Below are 23879 nucleotides of genomic sequence, written 5' to 3' on the forward strand. Positions count from 1 at the left end.
ATCCTTTTTATTGAAGCTTTGTTTTCACGAGACGGTCCCATAGTTCTTTCCAAGAGGAGCTGTTCTGTGCAAGCACATCCCAGTCTGGGTTAATGCCGTTACTTTGCGTTTCGACGGAGAATGAAGGATCTTCCTTGTACTTGTCTGGAACTGCAGCTGTCGTACTGGTTACTGGCGTACCCGTTGCTTCCGCGTATTGTGACAGCGCCTCTGCGCTCAACAATTCGTTAATAATTTCGTTTGCAACACGTGTCTGCTCAGGTGTTGAGCCCTTCACGACCTGAAGTGTGTACGGGAAGGAGATGGCACCTTCACTCGGATACGCTACGGCAAGTGGAGAACCGCTATCAATCCATGTCTGTGCAACCTGTGCACTGAATGGGGCAATGAGAGCATCACCTGACTCCAGCAGAGCCTTCAGCTGATCATTGGATGAAACCAATGTGCCAATCTGGTCACTGCGATCTGCCCAGAACTGGAAGGCTGGCTCGGGATTTTCATAGGATGCACCAATCTCTTGACCTTTGGTAGCAATAAGCGGGGAGATATAGGAATAGAACATGTAGTCCCAGAGCGCAGTTTTGCCTTTGAACTCCTCGTTATCCCATAGATCGTTCCAGCTGGTAGGCGGCGTTTTCACAAGGTCTTTGTTATACACTAGGGCGAAGCTCGAAACGCCCCAAACCACACCTTTATTGTCTGGCTTGTGGAAGGACTCTGGAATATCCTTAATATTGGTCACGATGCTTGTATCCAGTGGCTCCCACATGTCATCATTTAAGCCTTTAGCCGTCGCATCTGCATTGAAGTAACCGAAGTTGACGACCGGATTGTTGGCATCAGCCTGCTTGCCAGCGACCATCTTCGGGTACATTACCGAATTGGAGGATTCCTCAAAGGTGACTTCAACGTTGGGATGTTCTTTCACATACTCGGCAACCACTTCTTTCGGAACGACGTCTTGATTGGAACCAGCCCAGATAAACATCGTCAGCTTAACTTTGTCTCCGCTTGCTCCTGAAGATCCGCTCTCTCCGGCAGTATTACTTGAGCTGCCTGCTCCACCGCAAGCGGAAAGCACCAATGTACTGGCCAGTGTCAGTGAGGCAAGGCTGAGAAAGCGTTTTTTGTTTGATTTGAACATGCGAATTCCCCCATCCATGTAGTTGGTTTTATCGATAAGACAAGAACTAAATAGTCTCCATACACTTGATCAATGAAACCCTATTTTCTCGCGTAACCCTTCCATAATGTCGGATATCTCCAATGGATCTACAGATAGGGAATCTTTAAACTTCTCCTCTACAACTCCCATGGTCTGACGCTTCAGATAGTCTCTCAATGCAAGCGGAGCACTCAGCAATGACTGATTCAGTGATACCTGCATCTCATCGCTCCATATGGTTTCAAATTGCTCCCGTGCCTTGCCATAAGCGAATTCCTCCTGCTGCCGTGGTCGCTTGGCACGCAGTTGTTCGGTGTCGCTCTCGTTCAGCTCCAGGCCGTCAATCACAACACCGTATAACTCAAGGGCTTTCTCCGGGGATACCAGCCCACTTCTTACATCCTCCAGAACCAGACGTGAATCACGCTCAAATGGATCACCATATCCGCCTCCGCCTTGCGACAGGAACGTAACCGTTTCTCCAGGCTGAAGTAGCAACTCATCAATTCTTCCCAGATGATCCTCACTTGCACGTCCAGCATTGAGAATCGCTTCTCCATGTGAACCTACGCCGCCACCGAGCCTGCCCCAGGGCTGAAACTCCATACGCTCCATGTTTCTGGCCGTCATTACGGTATCGGGTGTCAGAATTCTGACGCACAGGTCAATTCCGCTTCCACCGCGGAAGGTTCCCGCACCTGCCGAATCCGCACGAAGACCATAATGTTCGATCAACACAGGCATCTCGGATTCCACTGTTTCCGCAGGGATATTCCGAAGATGACCAACGGCAAAATCCATGCCATCAATCCCGTCTTTCATCGGCCTTGCTCCCGAACCACCGCAGATCGGCTGAATTACGCCCACCTTTTTCTTGCCATCGGATGCATCTGTCATCGCCATCATGACGATGCAGGCTTGTCCAGCTCCTGCCGCGGGAACCTTGCTGGCCTGAGCTTTCCCCAAAGCACCCGTGATGACGTCCATCAGCCGGATAAAGGTCGCAGCACGTGCCCCAACAGCTGCCATCGGCTCCGGGTTGAGTACGGAAGCAGGTGGCGCATAATTTCGTACCATTCGAATCATGCCCGAATTCCACGGAATCGTCGGATCTAGCGTACGGAAATAACGAATGAGTGCGGGCACCAGCATGTAATGTCCCTGTTGGTTGTGGGTAGGAATGTTGAATGAAGCTCTGACCTGAGGATCGGTGCCGCTAAAGTCCAGATGAATGTCACTGCCTGCAATCGTCATTCTGCAGCGCAACCGGATGGGATATCCTCCTGGGCCTTTCTCCAGGTAGTCCCAGAAGTCATAAGAACCGTCCGGAATATCCTGCACAATGGCACGAGCTTTCAGCTCGGCATATTCCAGCAAATGTTCGATGCCCTGCTCGATTTTCTCCACGCCATATCGTGCAATGAGTTCCCCAAGCCGCTGCTCTCCACGATTCAAAGCAGCCATAAGCGCTTTGAGATCACCGAGATTTTGCTCCGGAATTCGGCTGTTGTCCAGAAACATGCGCAGGATCTGCTCGTTCAGAACACCGGCTTCATACAGCTTGACTGGTGCAATTCGAATGCCTTCCATATGAATATCGTAGGCGCTGGGAGATACGCTCCCCGGTACCTTGCCGCCTACATCGGATGAATGGACAAAGCACATGCCGTAAGCGATGATTCGCCCTTCATGAAAATAAGGCTTGATGAGATGAATGTCTGGAAGGTGTGTGACCATGCCTTTGGTGGAATAAGGATCATTACATATGACGAGATCCCCTTCTTTCCAGTCTTCTATGCTGTTAATGGTCGCAGCAGCAGGAATGCCCAAGGACAGATTGTACCCTGTCTCCAGCGGCGACCCGAACGTTTCCCCGGAGGGAGATAAGAGATAGGTTCCAAAATCGCCTGTTTCTTTGACAAAAGCGGTGAAGCCTGTCCGCAAAACGACATTCGCCATTTCTTCCACGGCGGCCTGAACTCGGTTGTTGAAAATTTCAAGAAAGACCTTGTCGCCGATCATACTTCCACCTCCCCAATCACGTTGCCGTGTACATCCCGGTATACCTTGTATCCAGGCGGGATAAAGATCGTGGTATCATATTCCTCCACAATAATGGGCCCGAGAATAGGGGCATCCACCGATGGAATCTGTCCTCTTTTGACTACCTTCGCTGTCTGCTGTACATGGTCAAAAGTAATGATCCTGTATTCCACTTCACTCTCGTCGAATGGCAAATCTACCGGATCTACCGTGTTACAGGTAGGCAAAACACCAACAATGGTCGCTCTAAGACTTACAAACATAACCTCTGCCTCTGGCTGACTAATGCCAAACACGTTTTGGTAAGAGGTATGGAATTTCATCCCTGCCTTCTTGGGATCTTCAATTTCTTCCAATGTCAGCGTGACCTCCAAATCAAAGGCCTGTCCTTCATAGCGCATATCCGCACTGTATAGGCAATAAATATGATCCAGTTTGACACCACCACGGGCTTCCTCATCGACCCAGCTACGTCCTTGGTTTTCCAGTCCAGTGAAAAGAGATCTTAACTCACCAGGCTCCAGATTCTGGATGCTCTTGTGTAACGTATGAACAAAATCATTGCGAAGATTGGCAACCGTGCAACCCATGGCACACAGTGTTCCAGGAGATGGCGGGATCAGCACTCTGCCGATGCCTACCTCACGTGCCATCAGAAAAGCATGCATCGGGCCAGCTCCACCATATGCAAGCAACGTAAAATCGCGGGGATCAACGCCCTTGCGGGCCATCAGAGGGGAAAACTGGGCATACATATTGGCAGTTGCCACATCGAGAATGGCTTGCGCAGTCTGTTCGGCATTCAGTCCAAGCTTCTCTCCCAGATTGGAAAGAGTACGCTCTGCAAGTTCGGGATACAGACGCATTTGTCCGCCAAGGAAACGGTCAGCGTGCAGGATACCGAGCTGTAGATAGGCATCTGTGGTTGTCGGCTCTTCTCCACCACGCTGATAGCAGGCCGGACCGGGATTGGCTCCAGCGCTGCGCGGTCCAACTTTGAGTACGCCTACGGAATCAAGCCATGCAATTGAACCACCACCTGCCCCAATGGCTGTTACATCAACAGCAGGAATGATGACAGGAAAATCCCCAACTTTGTTCTCGGATGAATAAGCCGGTTCTTTGTCAATAAGGGCAACATCAACGCTTGTCCCACCCATATCGAATGTGATGACCTGATGAATGCCAGCTCGTTCAGCGATATGGGTCGCGGCGATTACACCGGAAGCAGGCCCGGACAGGAGCGTGCGTACCGGCTCATTAGCCGCTCTGGCAGCCGTCATAATGCCACCGTTGGACATGGTCGACAGCAAGTTGGATTTGAGACCATACTCCTGAATCCCTTCTTGCAGACGCAGGAAGTAAGACCCCATTCGTTCACCTACATAAGCATTCATGGCCGTTGCAAGTGTTCTTTCGAACTCACGCTGTTGTGGCCAGATGGCGCTGCTTCGGCTGATGAACAGTTGCGGATAACGTTCCCTGATCAGATCTTCTGCAAGCTGTTCATGAGCAGGATTCACATAAGCATGCAAGAAACTGATCGCCAAAGCAGTAACACCATCCTCCACCAGCTCATCCACCGCTTGCAGCAGCTGTTCCTGATTGAGTGGCTGGAGTATTCCCCCGCTCGCAATCACCCGTTCATCGACTTCCTTGACGCGATGTCTCGGTACCAGCGCATCGGTCTTGTCACCATACAGATTGGTTGTATCCTCAAGTCGTAACCGGCGGATTTCAAGAATGTCACGGAATCCTTTGGTCACCAGCAGACCTGTAACTGCACCATTTCGTTCGATTAACGTGTTTACGCCGAGCGTGGTACCATGCACAAACAGATCAATCTCACGAATGTTCACGCCATTTGCCTTGAGCTGATCCAGTGCGTTAAAAATCGCCTGTTCCGGAGCTGCCGCAATCGATGGCGTCTTCAGCGCCGCAATCACCTTGCCCTGATGGTCCATTACCAGCGCGTCCGTGAAAGTACCTCCGATATCTATGCCTAAACGGTAGATTGTGTCCACAAGCTCAACTCCTTTATGACCGGGTATTATTCTAAGGAATGTTATTGGTTTTGGTTTTGCATGGTGAAATAACGTTTGACATCATCGATCATTTGGTTGATATGATTCACCATTGCCGCTTCAGCCTGCTCAGGAGAGCCCGCTACAATAGCATCCAGAATCTGCTGATGATCTACAACTAATTCACTTCCTACTCTCCGGCGAATATACGCGGTCTCCAGAAAATCACGGCTTGTCTCCCATACCAGTTCAACCGCATGCAGAAGAATTTGGTTTTGCGCGGCATAAGCCAGCAATCTATGAAACTCCCGGTCCTCCTCGTATGGTATAATATTCTTGGAAAGCAATTCATGCTGGTTCGCAATCGATGCTTGCAACAGAACTATGTATTCTTTCGTGGCACGCTGTGCTGCGAGGGAAGCGATCTCCCGTTCAAGAGCCCTTCTGGCAACGAGAACATCTAACAGAGCCTTTTCCCCAGAATGGTTCAGCATCTGAATTAACTGTGAATTCACACTTTTTTGCTGCAAATCTCTCTCCAACATCTTGATTCGCTCAAGTCCCTGTTCAGTCAATGTTCTTCCCTTGCGACCTTCCAGAACCGTAAAACCTTCAACATCCATCTCCATAAGCCTTCTTCCGATGGTTGCCTGACTCAGACCATACGTTTTGCCCAAAGTATGAACCAACGTACTGGCCCCGATGGGAGCGCTCGCGTCTCGAAGCTGCTTCAGCAGTTCGTATTCCAACTCCATTTCGTTTAGCTCAGGACCCACTACATATCCCCCCTCTTCGTTATTTAATTATTATTTAATCGACTTCTTCGTAGTTGTTACTCATTGATGATTAACGATAGTATAACTTCAAACCACCGTAATTTCAATAATTCTCATCAAATTAGTGCGATTTATTTTTCCAGCTATATTCTGCGCCTTTCAAATTCAAAATAAAAATTAAAAAGAGCATTTCACATCCTTTATTCCAGCGTTTAACTGGAGGATGCAATCTGCTCTTAACATAGCAATTTTTCAAAATCACTTATGAACAAATAATGTATCAGGACTTGAGTTGTTGCAGCAACTGAACACGATAGGCTTCACTTTCAAGGGATTGGATTTCCTTATATTCTTCGGCAGTAAGCACTTTGGGCTCCCCAGCTGCCTTTGCGATCATATATACCTTCGCGCTTTCTTCCACGACTTGGGTGCGGTAGTAGGCTTCGCGGAGGTTTTTACCCGTTGTGACCAATCCGTGATTAACGAGAATGAGTGCCGTATGTTCTTCTACCTTTGCTGAGACCGCATCCGCAAGAAGTTTCGTCGTTGGTAGAACATATGGAACGAACCCGATATCGCCCACCAATGCCGACTGATCAGGGAACAAGTGTGGCAATTCATCGAAAACGAGACTGAGTGCGATCGTGTATGCCGGATGCGTATGCACAATGGCTTGGATATCAGGATTCACACGATAGCTGTACAGATGCATCAATACTTCGGAAGAAGGGCGTGTTGCTCCCGCACAAGTCTCTCCTGTCTCGATATCAATGGCGATCCATTCGTCAGGCTCCAGATCCTCAAGTGCATAACCACTCGGAGACAATAGCATCGTTCCCCCAGAGCGAGCGCTCAGATTGCCACCAGGTCCGACCACCAGTCCTTGAGCAACTGCTCTCCGGGCATACTTCGTCAACTCTTCCCTTACTTGTTGTTCAGACATGTCTTCTCCACTCCTCATCCTTTTCTTTTTAGCATTTTGCATCCATGCTCATTTCATTGAATCTGTTCATTACTTTATGATTTGATTCAGACTTTGGTAGCTTTCATAAGCTTCCTGCCACAGCTCTGTATCCTCAGGCTCATAGGTCTCGGGGGAAAAGGAAGCAGCCATGATCTCCCGAATCTCGGTCAAGCTACCCACTTCTCCATGTGCAAGGAATTGCAGCATGCAATTCCCGGCTGAAGTCGCCTCTGCCGGGCCTGCCACCACCGGGACGCCGGCTGCATTGGCTGTAAACTGGCATAGTAGACGATTGTGCACACCGCCACCAACCATATGAATCACACCAGGTCTTGTACCTGTGATCAACTGCAATTCATCCAGCGTCTGCCTGAATTCCAGTGCAAGACTTTCCAGAATGCACCGCACAATCGCTCCAGTCGTTTCGGGCACAGTCTGTCCGCTGAGGTTGCATTGTTGCCGTATTCGTTCAGCCATATTCCCTGGCGCCAAATACACCCCATCTCCCGGCGATACGTAACATTGATGCGGCGTTGCCAAGGTAGCCTGCTGGACCAGTTCTTCATGTGTAAAAAATTGATTCTCCCGCTCCCACTGTCGTTTGCATTCCTGTAACAGCCACAGGCCTGAACGATTTTTCAGAGTACGTACTTTGCCATTCACGGTCCCTTCATTAGTGAATCCCAATGCACGACTTCGGTTATCCAATACAGGAGTATCTCGCTCCACACCCATAAGAGACCAGGTTCCACAGCTGATAAAAGCAAAATCCGAATCCATCGCAGGAATCGCTGCCAAGGCAGATGCGGTATCATGTGAGCCCACTGAAACGACCTGCATCGGCCCAGTCCTTAATTCGGCGCATAAGTCATTCGTTAACTGCCCCAACACAGTACCGGGCTGAACCAGCCTTGGAAATAATGTTTCGGGTATACCGAGACGCCCGATTAGATCTTCATTCCAACGCGCCTCGCCTGCATACAACAGCCCACTAGTACTCGCAATCGTATACTCACAAGCCTGCTGACCGGATAGATAATAGTGAAATAAATCCGGCATAAATAACATGCGCACATCCGGACGCAAACCTTCGACATGCTCTCGTACACTGCCTAGCAGTTGAAATACTGTATTGATCTGCTGCGGCAGAACGCCGGACATGGCATACAGTTCTTCTTCTTTCACAATGTGTAGAACTTCTTCCATCCACTGTGCATTGCGTCGTTCCCGATAATGACGCGGGTTCGAGCATAATCTTCCTACACCATCTACCAGTCCATAATCCACTCCCCACGTATCCACTGCTATAGAACGGACCGATGGAGAGATACCTTGCGCCCCTTTCACAATGCCTTGTTTTAATTCATGAAAAAGTCGCAAGAAATCCCAATACAGTCCATCCCCCAGTTGCACGGGTTCATTGTTGAATCGATGCACTTCTTGTAACGAGAGTCTGCTTCCATCAAATGAACCCCGGACTACGCGTCCACTACCGGCGCCGTAATCGGCAGCAAGCACATGTGTTGCTTGATTGCCCATTCTTTCAAGCCTCCTTAACTCTACGCGATAAGCCGTATTCGAGTTCTGAACATGGCTTTCAAGAGAACGCCATGTTACCTCATTTCACAAGGAACATGGCGTTTGACAGGAATGGAACTTTATTTTAACGATACAATGGACCAAACACACTGCAAGCACGGTAGTCTGCGCTCTCCGGCTCACTTGTGCCGAATAATCCCCATGCACGCGGACGGAAAATCTCCGTTTCAGGTACATTATGCATATTTACCGGAATGCGAAGCATGGAAGCGAGTGTAATCAGATCTGCACCGATGTGTCCATACGAGATGGAGCCATGGTTGGCGCCCCATTGATTCATGACTTCGTATACGGAAGTAAACGCTCCTGATCCAGTTAGAACAGGCGCAAACCAGGTGGATGGCCATGTTGGATCTGTCCGCTGATCCAGCGTATCATGCACATCTTCAGGCAGATCGACCGTATAACCCTGAGCGATTTGCAGCACCGGACCCAGTCCTTTGACCAGATTCAGACGTGTCATCGTTACAGGCATGCCGCCTTTGGTCAGGAAATCCGCTGAATAGCCGCCCCCACGGAAATACTCTACGGATGCCGGTCTCCACGATGTTGCTTTCAGACAGTCCTGAACTTCCTCATCTGTAATTTCCCAGAAAGGCTTGAGTACAGGCTTGCCATCTCTGGACTGTTGTCCGGTGCCATCCAAGGCTGCGGAACCGGAGTTGATCAGATGCAGAATACCGTCCTTCGCATTTCCTTCCAACTGATGTCCCGTCACACGCTGTACCGAATCCGGACTCCAATACGTCCGCACATCAGCGAAGATCTGTGCCGTATGTGTGAGCAGCGAACCGAACAACATCGATACACCGTTCAAGCTATCATTCTCTGTTGCAACCAGATAAGGCGCACGTTTGCCGTTCCAGTCAAAGGAAGAATTCAATATCGACTCAAGAAAATCTCCGTTCGGAGAATGATCTGTCCACTGTCGTTGCCCTTGGAAGCCGGATACAATTGCATGGTGGCCCATCGATTCCTCTGTAAACCCAAGCTCTGCCAATCTGGGGTTACCCGCCATGAGGTCACGTACAATTTGGGTCATTTTCACAACGGTTTCCCATTCGTACTCTTTGCGTTTGCGATCTGTTTGCAGATGGGCAGCGTTATTGTCCGGACCTTCGCTACAATTCTCCTTCACCCAGGCCAGTGCGAGCTTATACTCCTCAGGGTCGTAGATTTCTTCTTCGATACGGCGAGTGAGTTCGCTCATATCCACGTATTCATTGCGCATGCCCAGATACTCCTGGAAAAATGAATCGTTCACAATCGAACCTGCAATCCCCATGGATACTGATCCAATAGACAGATAGGCTTGCCCTTTCAAGGTCGCGGCTGCAATACCCGCACGGCTGAATCGGAGCAATTTCTCACGCACGTCATCGGGAATCGTAGTATCCCCGCCGTCCTGCACATCCTCTCCATAGATCCCAAAGGCCGGAATCCCCTTCTGTGCATGGGCAGAGAGTACCGCTGCCAGATATACTGCACCCGGACGCTCAGTCCCGTTAAAACCCCAGATGGCTGTTGGGATGGATGGCGACATATCCATCGTTTCCGTACCATAACACCAGCATGGTGTCACGGTGATCGTTACACCAACGTTCGAACGGCTGAACAGTTCTGCTGCTGCGGCCGCCTCAGCCACTCCGCCAATACAGGTCTCAGCCACAACACACTCCACTGCGGAGCCGTCAGGATACCGTAGTTCTGCTGCAATCAGCTCGGCAACGGATGTCGCCATCCGCATCGTTTGCTCTTCCAATGACTCCCGAACACCCTTGCGTCTTCCATCAATCGTGGGACGAATACCAATCTTGGGGAAAGCCTGCTTATAACGATAATCCTGATGTGTCATACTAGAGTGTCCTCCTTCAATTCGTTTCATAGAATTTGGGTTGAATTGAGAAACCTTCTGTCTGATCCATGTGCATTGATTGGAATAAGATAATGACGGAAATACAACCGATACCCGAGTGGCACACAAGAGCTGCATACACAGATTACCAAGAGCAGTTCCACAATTGAATGCGTTTACATATTTGAAAAAATACCAATAAACCATTTCATTAATCAGCCTTGTATGTAGTTCCTCTCTTCAAGATGATGGAACGTGCATGAGCGAATTCAACGAAATAGTTTATGTAGTAAAGACGTTCAGAACCTATTAGGGTTATCGGTAACCCTAACATAGCATGAGCCTATCTTGCTGTCAATTGGCATTATCCTATAGAATGGTAAGACTATGTTGCGGAAAGGTTAGATCCCTAATGATTACCATTTACGATATTGCCAAAAAAGCCAACGTCTCCGCCATGACGGTCTCCAAGGTCATTAATCATACAGGCCGCATAAGTTCCGCGACACGCGAACGTGTGCAACAGGTGATCGAAGAACTGGGATACATCCCGAACTCCAATGCGCGCAGCCTTGTGCTTCAACGAACTCAAATGCTCTCATTGCTCATTACGGATATTACCAACCCTTTTTACACAACCCTGGCCCGTGGTGCTGAAGATGCAGCCCATCTTCGTGGGTACCGTCTTTTATTCGGCAATAGTGACGAGGATTACAATAAGGAAAAGGATTACGTGGACGCGATTCTGTCTACTCGCGTGGATGGTGTACTCTATGCCCCTGCGGGGGATCGTTCTCTTCCTCATCTGAAACAGTTGCAGGAACGTCATATTCCGTTTGTCTTTCTGGACCGAACCGTTCCTGGCATTACGTCAGATATGATTGCCGGAGATAGCCGGGAAGGAGCGATTGCTCTGATCCGATATCTGGTGCAATTGGGACACCGGCGCATTGCTCTGGTCAATGGTTCTTCGGAGGTTTCTACCGCCAGACTGCGGGAGGAAGGTTATATAGCGGGTTTACGTGAGGCCGGAGCTGATATCGATCCCGAGCTTGTGCTTCGAACCGGGTACCGGGATTTCAGCGATGAAGAGGGACTGGATCGACTACTCTCTCAACCGGATCAACCAACAGCCATTTTTGCCGCCAACAACATGCTGGCGATTGGAGTCATTCGACTTTTGCGCAAACGGGGACTACGTGTGCCAGAAGACATCTCTGTCGTGTGCTTCGACGATCTGGATCTGGCTTCGGCATTCGATCCTTTCCTGACCGTAGCTGCGCAGCCCGCATATGATTTCGGATTTCAGGGCGTACAGATGCTGATTGACCGAATTGAGGGAAAAGCCCCTTCCGAAGCCCAAACCGTCATTTTACCGTCTGAACTGCGCATACGGGCCTCGGCTGCTGCCCCACGTGAGCAAAAATAGATTTAAGCGCAAGAGTTGAAATAATATCATGCAAATGATTAGTCCCACTTATCTAGATTAGGTCCCGTTCAAATTCGAAAAATGTACAACTTAAACAGGGTGCACCGGAGATTACGCTCTGGTTGCACCCTGTTTGAAGTTCATTCGCTGAAATAATCCGTCGTTCGAGCCGTTTGGTTGGTCTGTTTCATTCAGGCTTGTCGTTTCCTTCAGTTCCATCCGAGCCGATATTCTACCGCTCCGACTGTAATGCTAGAGCGACCTCACGAACGAGTCCCGGGAACCAGTCCATCAGAGCTTCGAATGTATACCCCGCTTGTTCTGCCTTAGTCGTCTCCATCGTCCATGATTGCTCGATTCCGAATGGTGACATGTCCTCTTTTACCGTTTCCGTAAGGATCTGGGACTGCATGCCCGTGACGGTCTCGATCAGATGCATCATGGCTGACAGCGTAATCGCACCCTTGGAAGCTGCATTCACCGGACCGGTAATGGACGAATGTCCAAGCCAGGCGAGAAATCTTGCCGCTTCCGTGGAATTAATAAATCCAATCTCCGCATCCGGATTCGGCATGCCGATCGGTTTCCCTTTTTGCACATGTTCAATATGAAAATGAAGTCTTCTCGTATAATCATCGATCCCGAGTACAATGGGAATGCGCATCGCCACAACCGGGAAATCCGCTTCCTGGAAAAATACAGCCTCTGCAAGCCGTTTACCTTCTCCATACGAAAAATCCGCAGCACTCCCATACTGCAATGGATATGTATACGGGTCAAAATCCGTTTCCGCAAATCCCGGTTTGGGATCACCGTACACAGATAGTGTAGATGTTAGAACGTATCTTTTGGTGCGTCCTGCAAAAGCTTCACATGCTGATTTCGCCGCATCCGGTGAATAGCAGATATTGTCGTACACGACATCCCACATGTCTGTCTGCGCAACCTCTGCCAGAGATTCCGGGTCTTCACGATCCATCTTGATTCGATTCACTTCGGGACCGAAGTCGACATCCGTTTTACCACGAGTCGCGACTGTGATCTGAGACTTCCCTTCCCACAGCAAGTGATCCACGAGACGTTTACCAAAGAAACGTGTACCCCCAAGTATAAGTACTTTATTCATCCAAAATACCTCCTATCTTGTTCGATTATGTTTAACAATTTGAAGCATGCTCAATGTCCTGAAATCCCTTTATTTCAAGCTCGTCGATCTTGTATTCGTAGGCCATATCCACGGCCATGGGGTTGGCACCCAATTTGCGCGCCTGACTACTGAACGAACACGCTCCACCTGAACAATCCAGAATGGACTTGCCTGTAAGATCCTCCACCTTCAGGTTGAACATTTTCATATATTCTTCGAAGGTTCTTCCTATGAAAACGATCTGCGTCAGTTCCAAACCTCACTGGACTGCTGATCTTCTCTGTTGTTCTTCTGCTCTTCTCTAGTTGCTCTGCTCATCTCTTCTCAGCTTCCTTTCCTGCTCTTGAATCAATCGTTAGGGAACACAAGTCCAATCTGGTTCCGAATCTGATCCATGACTTGCATCGTAACATAAGAGCGTTCATACGTGTTCATGTCCGATTCCTTTTTGCCTTCCTGAACCAGATTCACGAACTCCTCCACTTCATAATACATCGCCGGATGGGTTTGTTCGACTGTAAGCTGCTCCACCGTACCGTCATTGTATCGTATCTCTGCATGTTCCGGTGAACCAATCTTGTCAATGATGATGCTGCCCAGTTCCCCCATGATTTCGCTTGGTAGATGAGAGTTGGAGATTTTGGAATATGTAACGACCGCATCCATCCCGTCATAATCCAGCAGCACGCTACCATGTCCATCCACGCCAGATTCAAGCATCATTGCTTGGGACTGAACCCGGTTAGGTGCACCAAACAATGTAATCAATGGGTAGAGACAATACACACCGAGATCCATTAACGCCCCATTGGCGAGTTCAGGCTTGAAGGCATTCAGGACGATCCCCTCTTTGTACTTGTCGTAACGCGAAGAATACTGAGAGTATCCTGCTACGTATTTGCGGACAGGTCCGATTTTATGCAGGTTCTTCTGCACCATTTTGAACTGGGGAACAAGGGTGGATTTCATCGCTTCCATGAGCAGAACCTCGTGTTCACGTGCTGTATCGATCATTCTCCGAACTTCGGCGCTATTCGCAGCCAGAGGTTTCTCGCACAATACATGTTTGCCGTTTCTCAGAAAAAGCTCAGCCTGCTCCGCATGAACCGTATTCGGTGTTGCAATGTAGACTGCATCGATCACATCACTTGCCGCCAACTCTGCCAGATCGGTGAAGCGGTGTTCAACATCATATTTATCTGCAAATGCGTTAGCCTTATCTTCAGTTCTTGAATACACCGCGGTCAATTTGAATCCTTCAACCTGTGCTGCAGCTTCCAGAAGCCTTTCCGTAATCCAGTTGGTACCCACTACGCCAAAACGAACCATGCCTACCTACCTCTTTCATCTATAAATTTCATTTGAATTCTATATAAGTTCAACTAAAGAATATTTACACTTACCACTCCGATGACAGAATAACCTTCCGATCGCTGTTATCCCCAGATTTTTTTCAATTCCCTTCTTCAAAGGGAAAATCCGGGGATAGCGTATGCTTCCGAAGCAGCTTTCTTTCAGAAAGCTTTTAGGCGAACGCTTCGCTTCTTCACGTTATTTCTGTCCTCTCCGTTCTCGTGTAGAAAGTTTAGTTGAACCTATATAACCTATATAACCTTTATACCATCCTGTATATTGTAGCTCATATTTCGTTCAGATTGAAGGAAGGTACTATAACCCAGATATTGATATCTTGCTTTTTAAGTTGAAACTTCGTCAATTCCTTGAAATCAGGGGTATAATTAGAGGTGAGGTGATCACCGTGGAAAGTCGAGATCAAGATCGCATACAACCCGAATCTATAGAGCAAAAATACTGGCATGCCATCATCCACAACGATAATTCTTATGATGGAACGTTCTTTTACGGTGTGCAAACAACGGGTATTTTCTGTCGACCTTCTTGTAAATCGAGAGCACCCAAAGCTGAAAATGTTCTGATATTTCATTATGTTGAAGAAGCATTAGCACGAAAGTTCAGACCCTGCAAACGTTGCAAGCCAACCGGCGAGCGGGTACCTGATCAGGAGTGGATATATGGGATCACCGATTACATTGAACATCATTATGCCGAGCCACTAACCCTAGATGTTCTTGCCACCGTAAGTCATGGCAGTCCTTATCATCTGCATCGTGTGTTTAAGCGGATTACTGGCCGCACACCCGTTCAATATATTCAGGAAAAACGAATTACCGAAGCACGAAGGTTGCTTGAAAATACAAGACTTAACATCACCGATATTGCACGCCATGTCGGTATATCCAATCCAGCTTATTTCATTACTGTATTTCGCAAACACACAGGTCTCACACCTGCACACTACCGCGAAAGGCATGACAACTCATGAAGACCAACCTTACTTACAAAGTACCCAAAACGTTACTCAACAAAGGAACAGGATTCCTTCATGGCTATACACATACGCTGAATCCTTACACTGGCTGTGCCTTCGGTTGTTCCTATTGTTATGTCAGACAGATGCCTGTCTCCTTATTTCGCAAAGAGGATTGGGGAAGTTGGGTCGATGTGAAACAGGAGGCTTCTCGAGTGTTCGCCAAAGAATTGCAGCGTGCCCTGACGAAAGGCAAAGTCACCATATTCATGTCATCCAGTACTGACCCGTATCAACCCGCCGAATACAAGGAGCGTGTCACGCGTTCATTGTTTGAAACGATGATACAGTATCCACCGGATTTCGTATTAGTTCAGACCCGCAGTCCACTGGTTACACGGGATATAGATTTGCTACAGCAGTTAGGTGACCGGGTTCGGGTCAGCATGACCGTGGAGACGGATCTGGACGATATGCGCAAGCATTTCAGTCCATCTGCTCCCCCGATTGCCGGCCGATTACGTGCACTGGAACAGTTGCGGGATGCCGGAATACCCACACAGGTTGCGATTGCTCCCGTATTACCCAGCAGTGAACAGTTTGCAGCTATTTTGAGACCTCTGGTTCAGCGTGTATGTATTGACGATTATTTCATGGGTGATGGCAGTGAGGGCAAGCGCACCCGTCGACTCGGCATGGAGTCGCTCTATCAGCAAGTGGGGATGGAGCACTGGTATCATCCAAATGCGTATAAAACTGTCGCTCAGCGGATGAAAGACTATTTTGCCGAGGATGAGATCTGGATCAGTCAGGCGGGATTTGAGCCCTAAATCGCTATATAAGTTGAACTGAAGAATATTTACACTGATCACTCCGATGACAGAACAACCTTCCGATCGCTGTTATCCCCAGATTTTTTTGGATTTAATAAAAAATAGCCCCTTTCCTTGTTTGAAGGAAAAGGGGCTATTTATCATGACATAAACAATAATGGCTATCTTACTTATCCAATGTATACAATGGCAGATCCACCGGCAATGCAGCCGGGCGCTGACACGTGCTTTTCATTTGGTAGAATGTCTGTTCATCTGATGAGTCGTGGAATGCCCACATGGCCTCAAGAACGTGGTATGCCAGCTCCCCACTTGCCCGATGTGCACGTCCGCTATGGGCTGCATAGGCCATATCTGCCACACCGATGCCGCGTGTATTCTCCTGATACCCTGGGAGAAGTGGAACTTCCGTCCATTCCTGTTCACCCAGCAAGCGGTAACGAACTGGACCGCCGAAGGTGTTGGGATCAGGTACCTGCAATGTTCCGTGCGTGCCATAGATCTCAATCGGCGGCAATGCACTTCCGCCAAATACATCAAAACTCGTAATCAGCGTGCCAATGGCTCCCTGTTCAAACTGTAACAGACCGGTAACGTGAGTTGGAATTTCAACGGGAACCGTCTGGCCTCTCTTTTTCTCACTCGTAATCGTCCGTTCTTCCATGGCTTTACCTGTCATACCCGCAATTGACTTGATCGGTCCCATCAGCTGGACCAATGCCGTGAGATAGTATGGACCCATGTCAAACATTGGCCCACCGCCTGACGCGTAATAAAACTCCGGATCAGGGTGCCAGTGCTCATGACCACGGCTCATCATAAATGCGGTCGCCGCCACCGGCTTGCCGATTACCCCTTCCTCCACCAATTGAAGCGAAGTCTGGATGCCTGAACCGAAGAACGTCTCTGGCGCACAGCCCACGAGCAGCCCTTTGCGCTTCGCTGTTTCGAGCACGGCCTGACCTTCCTCGCGGGTAACAGCGAGCGGTTTTTCTACATACACATGTTTACCTGATTCGAGCGCCCGCAAGCATACATCCGCATGAACGGAAGGAATCGTCAGGTTGATGATCAGCTCAATCTCGGGATCAGCCAAGATTTCGTCGACGCTGTATACGTTTGGCACATTATAGGCAGCAGCCTGTTCTTCGGCACGTTTCCGGTCAAGATCCGCAACAGCAACAAGCTCCAGCACCTCGAACCGGTGACAGTTTTCCATATATATTCCGCTGATTTTACCGCAGCCAATAATGCCTACTTTCATTGTTTTCATGCCTGGGGCTCCCTTCGCCGTGGATCAGAAATGGTTTATCCATTGAGGATGAATTGTTGAGAATGACTTTACGTGTGCTATCAAACTACAGTCTCTTTAGTTCTGGTTGTCCGCCATACCTGTGTATACTTCATTCACTGCACCTGTCCGGCTCTTCGCAAGCTCTTTGCCTGCTGCCGTCCATTTGAAACCACTACGCATCATTTCAGTCACGGGTTTCATGTCCACAATATCCGCATGGTGTCCCAGTGAGTTGTAGAATACCCGCCCTGCGCCCCAGCGTTTTGTCCAAACAACTGGCATATCTACGGGTCCATTCGCCGCATGCGGGCCTGTCACCACTGGAAAACGAGTCGTTGCCAGCACTTCCACTGCCGGGTCTACGTGCAGGTAGTACTGTTCGCTTTTCACCTGAAAATCTTCAATATGATCCAATAACGGGCTAGAGCCGCGCTTCATGTTCACCATATACTCCACACCATCGTTGCCTGGATGAGCAACCCATTGTCCACCCGTCATAAACTGCCAGTCCACGTTATTTCGGAAGGCATCACACATCCCACCATGAAGTCCAGCCAAGCCCACACCGCTCTGAACAGCCGCTGATACGTTATTGACCAGCTCCTGCTCAATCTGCCCCATCGTCCACAAAGGTACGATCAGATCCAGACCCAGCAACTTCTCTGCATCTGCATAAGACTCCAACGTATTCGAGACTTCAACCTCAAACTGCTCTTCCTTCAAAATACGTTCAAAAATCGCTGCTACCTGCTCCGGTTCATGTCCATCCCAGCCGCCCCATACAATCAGTGCTTTGCTCATCGTTTAATCACTCACTTTCGGATAGTTTAGTGGTATTCAACCTCATCCTGACGTCTCTGTCTTGCTTGCTCACATCTCTTCAAGCGTCACCCAACGCCGCTCCGTCACCGAACGTTCTACGGCTTCAAGTACAGCCTGACAGCCGACCCCATCGTGGAAACTCGGTGATGGTTGTCGGCCTTCAGAGATCGCAGTCACCAGCTCCAGCATTTCATGCGTGAACGTGTGCTCGAATCCAATCGTATGTCCGGCAGGCCACCAAGCTTCGGCATATTTATGTGCAGGATCGGTCGCCAGTACACGGCGGAATCCCTGTACGTCCTCTTCATCCTTAGTAAAATACACTTCCAGTTCATTCATCCGTTCAAAATCAAATCGTACACTGCCGAGACTGCCGTTAATCTCAAACGAATTCGTACTGCGATGCCCCGCCGCAAAGCGTGTAGCCTCGAAGCTGCCCAGCGCACCTCCTGCGAATCGTGCCAGGAATAGCGTAGCGTCGTCGACGGTTACTTCCCCTTTGGGTGCATCCGCATTCGAACTGCCTTTTGCACTCAGCCCAGTCATTTCGGCTGCAAGCGGTCGCTCTTTGATGAATGTTTCGCTCATGCCGATGACTTCCTGGAACTCACCAACAAGGAAACGAGCCAAGTCGATTAAGTGTGCACCCAGATCCCCATGGGAACCGGAGCCAGCTACTTCTTTTTGCAAACGCCATACCAATGGGAACGAAGGGTCCATGATCCAGTCCTGAAGGAAAAACGCACGGAAATGATAGATCTTACCCAGTCGTCCGCTCTCCACCAGATCTTTGGCTAACTGCACCGCTGGTGAGAAACGATAGTTGAACCCCACCATATGGGCGACACCAGCATCCTCTGCTGCCTGAAGCATCTCACGCGAATCCGCGAGCGACAGAGCCAGAGGCTTCTCACAAAACAGATGCTTGCCCTGACGAGCTGCTTCCAACGCAATTTCCTTATGGGCATCACTTGGCGCGTTAATATCAATCAGATCGATATCATCCCGCTTCACCAGTTCGCGCCAATCCGTTACACTTTCGGACCAACCGAACTGGCTCGCTGCCTCCTGAACTCCCTGCTCGTTACGTCCACAGATCACAGACATCTCAGGCTGTAACGGAGCAGACGGGAAAAACATCGGCAGACTGCGATAGGCGTTACTGTGGGCCTTCCCCATAAACTTGTATCCAACCATTCCGACTCGAAGACGATTTGACATGGTCATTTCCTCCTTTGGAATAATAAAAAGTCTTTCAATATGTGCACCATTAAACTATTGACGGATAGAAGAAGCACGGATGATCAGTTCGGTAGGCAACAACGCTCTTGCTGATTCAGTTACGGATACAACCGGGTTATTTGCTTCAGGTGTTCCAACCACTGACCCACGCATTAACTTCGATGCTGCAAGTTCACCCATTTCAAAAAATGGAACCCTGACGCTGCTCAGCGGTGGAACCGCCATCTCGGCGGCATCGGAGTCGTCATAACCCACGAATGCCGGAAAATCCGCAGGCCCTATTCCCCGCTCACGCAAACCATGCATAACCCCAATAGCCATTCGATCATTGGCCGCAAATACAGCGTCGATTTCATGGAGCCGATCTGCTATAATTGCTGCCGCCGCTATGCCGCTTCGTCTGCTGTAATTCCCCTCAAGCAATAGGCTCGGGTCCAGCTCCATACCTGCTTCTTGCAGGCCAAGACGGACACCTTCCATTCGCTCCTGGCTGTTGGAGTAGCTGTCCGGACCATTGAGAAAAGCGATTTTGCGATACCCCTGATCCGTAAGATGACGTATCGCAAGCCTGCTTCCTTCCACATGATCCGCGTCCACTTCCATGAACGATTGGCCCTCAAAATGCTGATTCATGACACAGAATGGGTGTCCTTCCTGATGAAGCTGCTGCATGGCCGCCAGTTCTTCGTGATCATCTCTGGCACCAAGGATAATGCATGCGTCCACTTTCTGACGCCGGAACAGATCCGTATAATTCATCACCTCACCAGGTGTCCGGAACATAACCAGCAGGTCCATGCCATTGTCTCTGGCTTTGCTTCCAATTCCACTCAGCATTTCCGAGAAAAAATACGCCGAGAACAGATGCGCCTTCGGAACATAAGGCAATACCACACCAAGGTTCCCGCTCTTACTTCTGGCAAAGCTGCGAGCAAGAGCGCTGGGCACATAGCCTAACTGTTCGGAAGCTTCGAGAACCTTGCGGCGCGTCTCTTCTTTAATAGGACCTACCCCATTGAGCACCCGGGATACCGTTGCCTCGGAAACCCCCGCAAGATCAGCCACTTCTCTACGAGATGCCATGAATTTCACCCCCTTCTAGCTCATCAATAAATGGTATAATAATTAAAAATAAATATTTATGTACGCGCGTACATTTTCTCATGCCATGTAACCGTTGTCAATGCTTTTAACACAAAAAGGATGAGGAATGGATTGCCCCCATTTCCCCATCCTTTTAACAACTACTGAAGAACAATTACAACGTCGTTGTTACGCCCTGATCAACGGAGGATTGGCTAAATTCCGCCTGTTCCATCGTTTTCACATGACCCGGAATGCGATCCGAAGGTTCTGGCGTGGATTGCAGCTGTCTTACTTTGTGCAGCACTTCTTTGTTCGGCAGGAAGTGCTGGGAACGAATAAACCGAATCGTTTTGGTTTTGGCACGCATGACAATCGAATCGGTCTCGGCCCGATCATCCGCAAGATACCGTACCCCTCCCAGAATCTCACCTGGCGTCACACCCGTTGCGGCAAAAATGACATCCTCTGTGCCGATCATATCCTGCATCGTTAACACTTTGTAAGGATTATCGATCCCCATCTGCAGGCAGCGCTGGAATTCGTCCGCGTTGGCAGGCATCAGGCGACCTTGAATCTCGCCCCCTAGGCAGGACAGGGCAGCTGCCGCCAGCACACCTTCCGGCGCTCCTCCAGACCCCACATACAGATCAATACCCGCCTCCGGGAAAGCCGGTGCCATCGCACCCGCAACATCGCCGTCACTAAGGAACTTGATCCGCACCCCAACCTTGCGCAGCGTCTTGATTGTGCTCTCATGCCGCACACGATCCAGAATCATCACAGTGAGGTCCGAGATATTTTTGTTCAAAGCAGCTGCTGCTTTCTCCAGTGTGACTTCAACGGGGTCTTCAATGCTGACCTTGCCTACAAGCGCAGGACCTACAGCCAGTTTCTCCATATACATGTCCGGAGCGTGGAGCAGGTTACCTTTTCCCGCCACTGCAATAACCGATAGAGCGTTGTTTAGTCCTTTGGCCACGATTTCTGTACCTTCGAGCGGGTCTACAGCCACGTCAACCTCAGGGCCTTCAGCGTTGCCCACTTCCTCGCCAATGTACAACATGGGTGCTTCGTCCATTTCTCCTTCACCGATTACCACCGTGCCGCGAATGGACACGGAATCGAACATGGCGCGCATGGCCAAAGTAGCCGCTTCATCTGCACTGTTCTTATCGCCTCGTCCCATCCAGGGTGCTGAAGCTAACGCAGCCAATTCTGTTACTCTGACAATTTCCAACGCCAGTTCGCGTTCCATTTTTCCCACTTCCTTTCCAATTTCCAAAAGCATAACGTGAAAGCGGTACTAAATCCATCGCAAATCCATATGAAATTGATCTATAATTAGCGTAGGAGAGCCTTTTCAGCAATTTTTACCTTATTTATCCAATTTATATTTTGATTGATTTCACTCCTTTTTCGCCGGGTTTTCAGAGTGCAATCCGTCCATTTGTTCACCTTAAATATTAATTTCAATTCCCATTTAACATGCAAAAATCCATATTGTTCAACATCGTGAACTCACATACTTATTCCTACGCAATAAGTTCTTTTAACATAAGGTATATACAACTTCTAAAGTGCTTATTAAGAACGTAACGATCTCTGACTGACTACGAACGAAAACGATTTTCGGTTGGCTCTCCAAATGCAGAAATGAACTAATAAATTGTAAAGATAATTTTTGAGAACAACCTACTCCCTTCCCTGTTATCGGGCTAAATTTTGATGCCATTTATGTATTAATCAGGGCTTTAGCTCTTACAAATGCCATAGATGCAGCTTATGATGGTCATCGAAAATAATGAGTTTACATAATATTTATTATGTATTAATTTCCTTCAATTTCTTCACTTTATGATTCATCGTTTCTGGCAAAAGATAAAAAAGCCCGAAAGAATGCTGCATTCAGCATATTTCCTCCCAGGCTTTTCCCTACATGAACCGTCACATTATCGTTTTGGTCATTATAAAATCAATCTGTTCCTCATCTCCCATAACAAAGGCATGGGCTCCGGTCTGTACAAACCCCATCTTTTCGTAAAATGCGATGGCATTTTCATTTTTCTCCCACACCCCTAACCAAATATTGCTCTTGTGATGTTCAGTTGCCATCTCTATGGCTTTATGGAGCAGCACTTTACCCAGCCCATGTTTTTGGAACTCTTTCTTAATGTACACCCGCTCGATCTCAAGGGATTCCATCCCCATCTTCTCAGACTGAGCATCATTGATATTCACCTTCATATACCCTGCCACTTTATGGTTGACATAAATAAAAAGAAATTGTGAATCTGTAACGGATAGCTCACTCTCTAATTGTTCCCGATTAAACGCCTTTTCCAGATAAGCTTTCATATTTTCGGGTGAATTTTGTGCTTTAAACGTTTCATTAAACGTCTCATAACTGATCTCCTGCAGTTCACACACCTGTTCTACGGTACATATCTCTATACGAATCGTCATCTATCATCACATTCCTTTAGCAAGTTAATTATTGTTGCAAATGCAATAAAAAAGGATTACATTGAATCTAACTTAACTTTGTTGTATTTGCAACATAATATAAAAGAAGAGGTTGAATGAATTGAAATATGTGCTTTTTGTCTCAGGTATTCTCATCTTAACGCTTGGCATTTCCCTTACCATTCAATCTGAACTGGGTACTTCACCATTTGACGCACTTCTGGTAGGACTGTCCCATCATGTAGGGCTAAGTGTAGGAAGCTGGGAAGTCATCATTGCTTTCCTGTTAATAGGATGCAATGCGCTTTTGAAGCAGCAAAAACCCGAGTTTCTGGGGCTCATCACCGCATTTATTACAGGTGTGGGGATTGATATCTGGCTTTATGTATCCGATTCCTTGATTACGCCCGAAGTTTGGTACAGCAAATTAATGACTTTTGTCATTGGTCTAGTAATCATAAGTATCGGCACCGCAATCTATTTACAGACCAATTTCGCCCCCATTCCGATTGACCGCTTAACATTAATTCTGCACGAAATCACTCGAACTCCATTATTTATATCGAGAACATTGATTTACTTTGTATTTTTGATACTGGCGTTTCTGCTTGGTGGGCCGATCGGGCTTGGAACATTGCTAACCGTATGTTGTGCAGGTCTGCTCCTTCAGTTCATCATGGGGCATACGAAAAAGATAATAGATCGCATATTAACAGACAGGGATACATCGTCACATACTGAACGTGAAAAAGAACGTTCCGTCTAACGAGTATACCTCCGACTACACAATAAAAGGCTGAATCAGAGG

20 protein-coding genes are annotated in these 23879 nt (G+C 48.5%); 4 read left to right on the plus strand and 16 right to left on the minus strand.

What is annotated here, in order from left to right; genetic code table 11:
- Positions 1 to 7 precede the first annotated feature (7 nt).
- From NYE45_RS16455 to NYE45_RS16485, 7 genes are all read right to left on the minus strand, one after another.
- Positions 8 to 1144 carry an extracellular solute-binding protein gene (locus NYE45_RS16455; RefSeq protein WP_340013213.1) on the minus strand — a complete coding sequence of 379 codons (1137 nt, stop codon included), beginning with the start codon at positions 1142 to 1144 and terminating at the stop codon, positions 8 to 10.
- A 69-nt stretch (positions 1145 to 1213) separates the two neighbouring features.
- A complete protein-coding gene (locus NYE45_RS16460) occupies positions 1214 to 3187 on the minus strand; it encodes a hydantoinase B/oxoprolinase family protein (protein WP_340013214.1) in 1974 nt (657 codons plus the stop codon).
- Positions 3184 to 5232, minus strand: a complete 2049-nt coding sequence (locus NYE45_RS16465; RefSeq protein WP_340013216.1) for a hydantoinase/oxoprolinase family protein — start codon at positions 5230 to 5232, stop codon at positions 3184 to 3186. The genes NYE45_RS16460 and NYE45_RS16465 overlap by 4 nt, the downstream gene beginning before the upstream one ends.
- A 41-nt stretch (positions 5233 to 5273) precedes the next feature.
- Entirely contained in the window at positions 5274 to 6008 is a 735-nt protein-coding gene (locus NYE45_RS16470) for an FCD domain-containing protein (protein WP_235599424.1), read from the minus strand.
- Between the two features lie 280 nt (positions 6009 to 6288).
- Entirely contained in the window at positions 6289 to 6951 is a 663-nt protein-coding gene (locus NYE45_RS16475; protein ID WP_340013218.1) for a class II aldolase/adducin family protein, read from the minus strand.
- 69 nt (positions 6952 to 7020) lie between these two features.
- Positions 7021 to 8511, minus strand: a complete 1491-nt coding sequence (locus tag NYE45_RS16480; protein ID WP_340013219.1) for a rhamnulokinase family protein — start codon at positions 8509 to 8511, stop codon at positions 7021 to 7023.
- A gap of 124 nt (positions 8512 to 8635) precedes the next feature.
- Positions 8636 to 10426 carry an L-fucose isomerase gene (locus NYE45_RS16485; protein WP_340013220.1) on the minus strand — a complete coding sequence of 597 codons (1791 nt, stop codon included), beginning with the start codon at positions 10424 to 10426 and terminating at the stop codon, positions 8636 to 8638.
- Between the two features lie 412 nt (positions 10427 to 10838).
- Here NYE45_RS16485 and NYE45_RS16490 point away from each other — a divergent pair, with 412 nt between their 5' ends.
- Entirely contained in the window at positions 10839 to 11855 is a 1017-nt protein-coding gene (locus tag NYE45_RS16490; RefSeq protein WP_340013221.1) for a LacI family DNA-binding transcriptional regulator, read from the plus strand.
- 232 nt (positions 11856 to 12087) lie between these two features.
- Here the strand turns inward: NYE45_RS16490 and NYE45_RS16495 are convergent, their stop codons facing one another.
- From NYE45_RS16495 to NYE45_RS16505, 3 genes are all read right to left on the minus strand, one after another.
- On the minus strand, positions 12088 to 12981 hold the full coding sequence (locus NYE45_RS16495) for an NAD-dependent epimerase/dehydratase family protein (RefSeq protein ID WP_340013223.1): 894 nt from the start codon (positions 12979 to 12981) through the stop codon (positions 12088 to 12090).
- A 31-nt stretch (positions 12982 to 13012) separates the two neighbouring features.
- A complete protein-coding gene (locus tag NYE45_RS16500; RefSeq protein ID WP_340013225.1) occupies positions 13013 to 13210 on the minus strand; it encodes a hypothetical protein in 198 nt (65 codons plus the stop codon).
- A 140-nt stretch (positions 13211 to 13350) separates the two neighbouring features.
- A complete protein-coding gene (locus NYE45_RS16505) occupies positions 13351 to 14331 on the minus strand; it encodes a Gfo/Idh/MocA family oxidoreductase (protein ID WP_340013226.1) in 981 nt (326 codons plus the stop codon).
- A gap of 430 nt (positions 14332 to 14761) precedes the next feature.
- Between NYE45_RS16505 and NYE45_RS16510 the strand changes: the two genes are divergently transcribed.
- Positions 14762 to 15346 carry a bifunctional transcriptional activator/DNA repair enzyme AdaA gene (locus NYE45_RS16510; RefSeq protein WP_340013227.1) on the plus strand — a complete coding sequence of 195 codons (585 nt, stop codon included), beginning with the start codon at positions 14762 to 14764 and terminating at the stop codon, positions 15344 to 15346.
- Positions 15343 to 16161, plus strand: a complete 819-nt coding sequence (locus NYE45_RS16515; protein ID WP_340013229.1) for a radical SAM protein — start codon at positions 15343 to 15345, stop codon at positions 16159 to 16161. The genes NYE45_RS16510 and NYE45_RS16515 overlap by 4 nt, the downstream gene beginning before the upstream one ends.
- A 169-nt stretch (positions 16162 to 16330) precedes the next feature.
- On the opposite strand, the gene NYE45_RS16520 is transcribed toward NYE45_RS16515, so the two are convergent.
- The 6 genes from NYE45_RS16520 to NYE45_RS16545 form a co-directional block, all read right to left on the minus strand.
- Positions 16331 to 17437, minus strand: a complete 1107-nt coding sequence (locus NYE45_RS16520) for a Gfo/Idh/MocA family oxidoreductase (RefSeq protein ID WP_340013231.1) — start codon at positions 17435 to 17437, stop codon at positions 16331 to 16333.
- Positions 17438 to 17533: 96 nt separating this feature from the next.
- Positions 17534 to 18259 carry a ThuA domain-containing protein gene (locus tag NYE45_RS16525; protein ID WP_340013232.1) on the minus strand — a complete coding sequence of 242 codons (726 nt, stop codon included), beginning with the start codon at positions 18257 to 18259 and terminating at the stop codon, positions 17534 to 17536.
- A 69-nt stretch (positions 18260 to 18328) separates the two neighbouring features.
- Positions 18329 to 19501 (minus strand): Gfo/Idh/MocA family oxidoreductase, encoded by a 1173-nt coding sequence (locus NYE45_RS16530; protein ID WP_340013233.1) that lies wholly within the window; start codon positions 19499 to 19501, stop codon positions 18329 to 18331.
- 54 nt (positions 19502 to 19555) lie between these two features.
- Positions 19556 to 20605 (minus strand): LacI family DNA-binding transcriptional regulator, encoded by a 1050-nt coding sequence (locus NYE45_RS16535; RefSeq protein WP_340013234.1) that lies wholly within the window; start codon positions 20603 to 20605, stop codon positions 19556 to 19558.
- Between the two features lie 175 nt (positions 20606 to 20780).
- Complete coding sequence (glpX, locus tag NYE45_RS16540; RefSeq protein WP_340013235.1) at positions 20781 to 21863, minus strand: class II fructose-bisphosphatase; 1083 nt, start codon at positions 21861 to 21863, stop codon at positions 20781 to 20783.
- 689 nt (positions 21864 to 22552) lie between these two features.
- Positions 22553 to 23071, minus strand: a complete 519-nt coding sequence (locus NYE45_RS16545; RefSeq protein ID WP_340013236.1) for a GNAT family N-acetyltransferase — start codon at positions 23069 to 23071, stop codon at positions 22553 to 22555.
- Between the two features lie 121 nt (positions 23072 to 23192).
- Here NYE45_RS16545 and NYE45_RS16550 point away from each other — a divergent pair, with 121 nt between their 5' ends.
- Positions 23193 to 23837 carry a YitT family protein gene (locus tag NYE45_RS16550; protein WP_340013237.1) on the plus strand — a complete coding sequence of 215 codons (645 nt, stop codon included), beginning with the start codon at positions 23193 to 23195 and terminating at the stop codon, positions 23835 to 23837.
- Positions 23838 to 23879 lie beyond the last annotated feature (42 nt).

The organism is Paenibacillus sp. FSL K6-1318 (assembly GCF_037976905.1).
GTDB classification, from domain to species: Bacteria; Bacillota; Bacilli; order Paenibacillales; family Paenibacillaceae; genus Paenibacillus; species Paenibacillus amylolyticus_A.

Coding starts and splice junctions, on each gene's coding strand:
- NYE45_RS16485 (WP_340013220.1), bottom strand. CDS start 10,426: ATGACACATCAGGATTATCGTTATAAGCAGGCTTTCCCCAAGATTGGT.
- NYE45_RS16530 (WP_340013233.1), bottom strand. CDS start 19,501: ATGTCAAATCGTCTTCGAGTCGGAATGGTTGGATACAAGTTTATGGGG.
- NYE45_RS16500 (WP_340013225.1), bottom strand. CDS start 13,210: ATGAAAATGTTCAACCTGAAGGTGGAGGATCTTACAGGCAAGTCCATT.
- NYE45_RS16480 (WP_340013219.1), bottom strand. CDS start 8,511: ATGGGCAATCAAGCAACACATGTGCTTGCTGCCGATTACGGCGCCGGT.
- NYE45_RS16545 (WP_340013236.1), bottom strand. CDS start 23,071: ATGACGATTCGTATAGAGATATGTACCGTAGAACAGGTGTGTGAACTG.
- glpX (WP_340013235.1), bottom strand. CDS start 21,863: ATGGAACGCGAACTGGCGTTGGAAATTGTCAGAGTAACAGAATTGGCT.
- NYE45_RS16490 (WP_340013221.1), top strand. CDS start 10,839: ATGATTACCATTTACGATATTGCCAAAAAAGCCAACGTCTCCGCCATG.
- NYE45_RS16475 (WP_340013218.1), bottom strand. CDS start 6,951: ATGTCTGAACAACAAGTAAGGGAAGAGTTGACGAAGTATGCCCGGAGA.
- NYE45_RS16520 (WP_340013231.1), bottom strand. CDS start 17,437: ATGAAAACAATGAAAGTAGGCATTATTGGCTGCGGTAAAATCAGCGGA.
- NYE45_RS16460 (WP_340013214.1), bottom strand. CDS start 3,187: ATGATCGGCGACAAGGTCTTTCTTGAAATTTTCAACAACCGAGTTCAG.
- NYE45_RS16535 (WP_340013234.1), bottom strand. CDS start 20,605: ATGGCATCTCGTAGAGAAGTGGCTGATCTTGCGGGGGTTTCCGAGGCA.
- NYE45_RS16515 (WP_340013229.1), top strand. CDS start 15,343: ATGAAGACCAACCTTACTTACAAAGTACCCAAAACGTTACTCAACAAA.
- NYE45_RS16525 (WP_340013232.1), bottom strand. CDS start 18,259: ATGAGCAAAGCACTGATTGTATGGGGCGGCTGGGATGGACATGAACCG.
- NYE45_RS16455 (WP_340013213.1), bottom strand. CDS start 1,144: ATGTTCAAATCAAACAAAAAACGCTTTCTCAGCCTTGCCTCACTGACA.
- NYE45_RS16505 (WP_340013226.1), bottom strand. CDS start 14,331: ATGGTTCGTTTTGGCGTAGTGGGTACCAACTGGATTACGGAAAGGCTT.
- NYE45_RS16495 (WP_340013223.1), bottom strand. CDS start 12,981: ATGAATAAAGTACTTATACTTGGGGGTACACGTTTCTTTGGTAAACGT.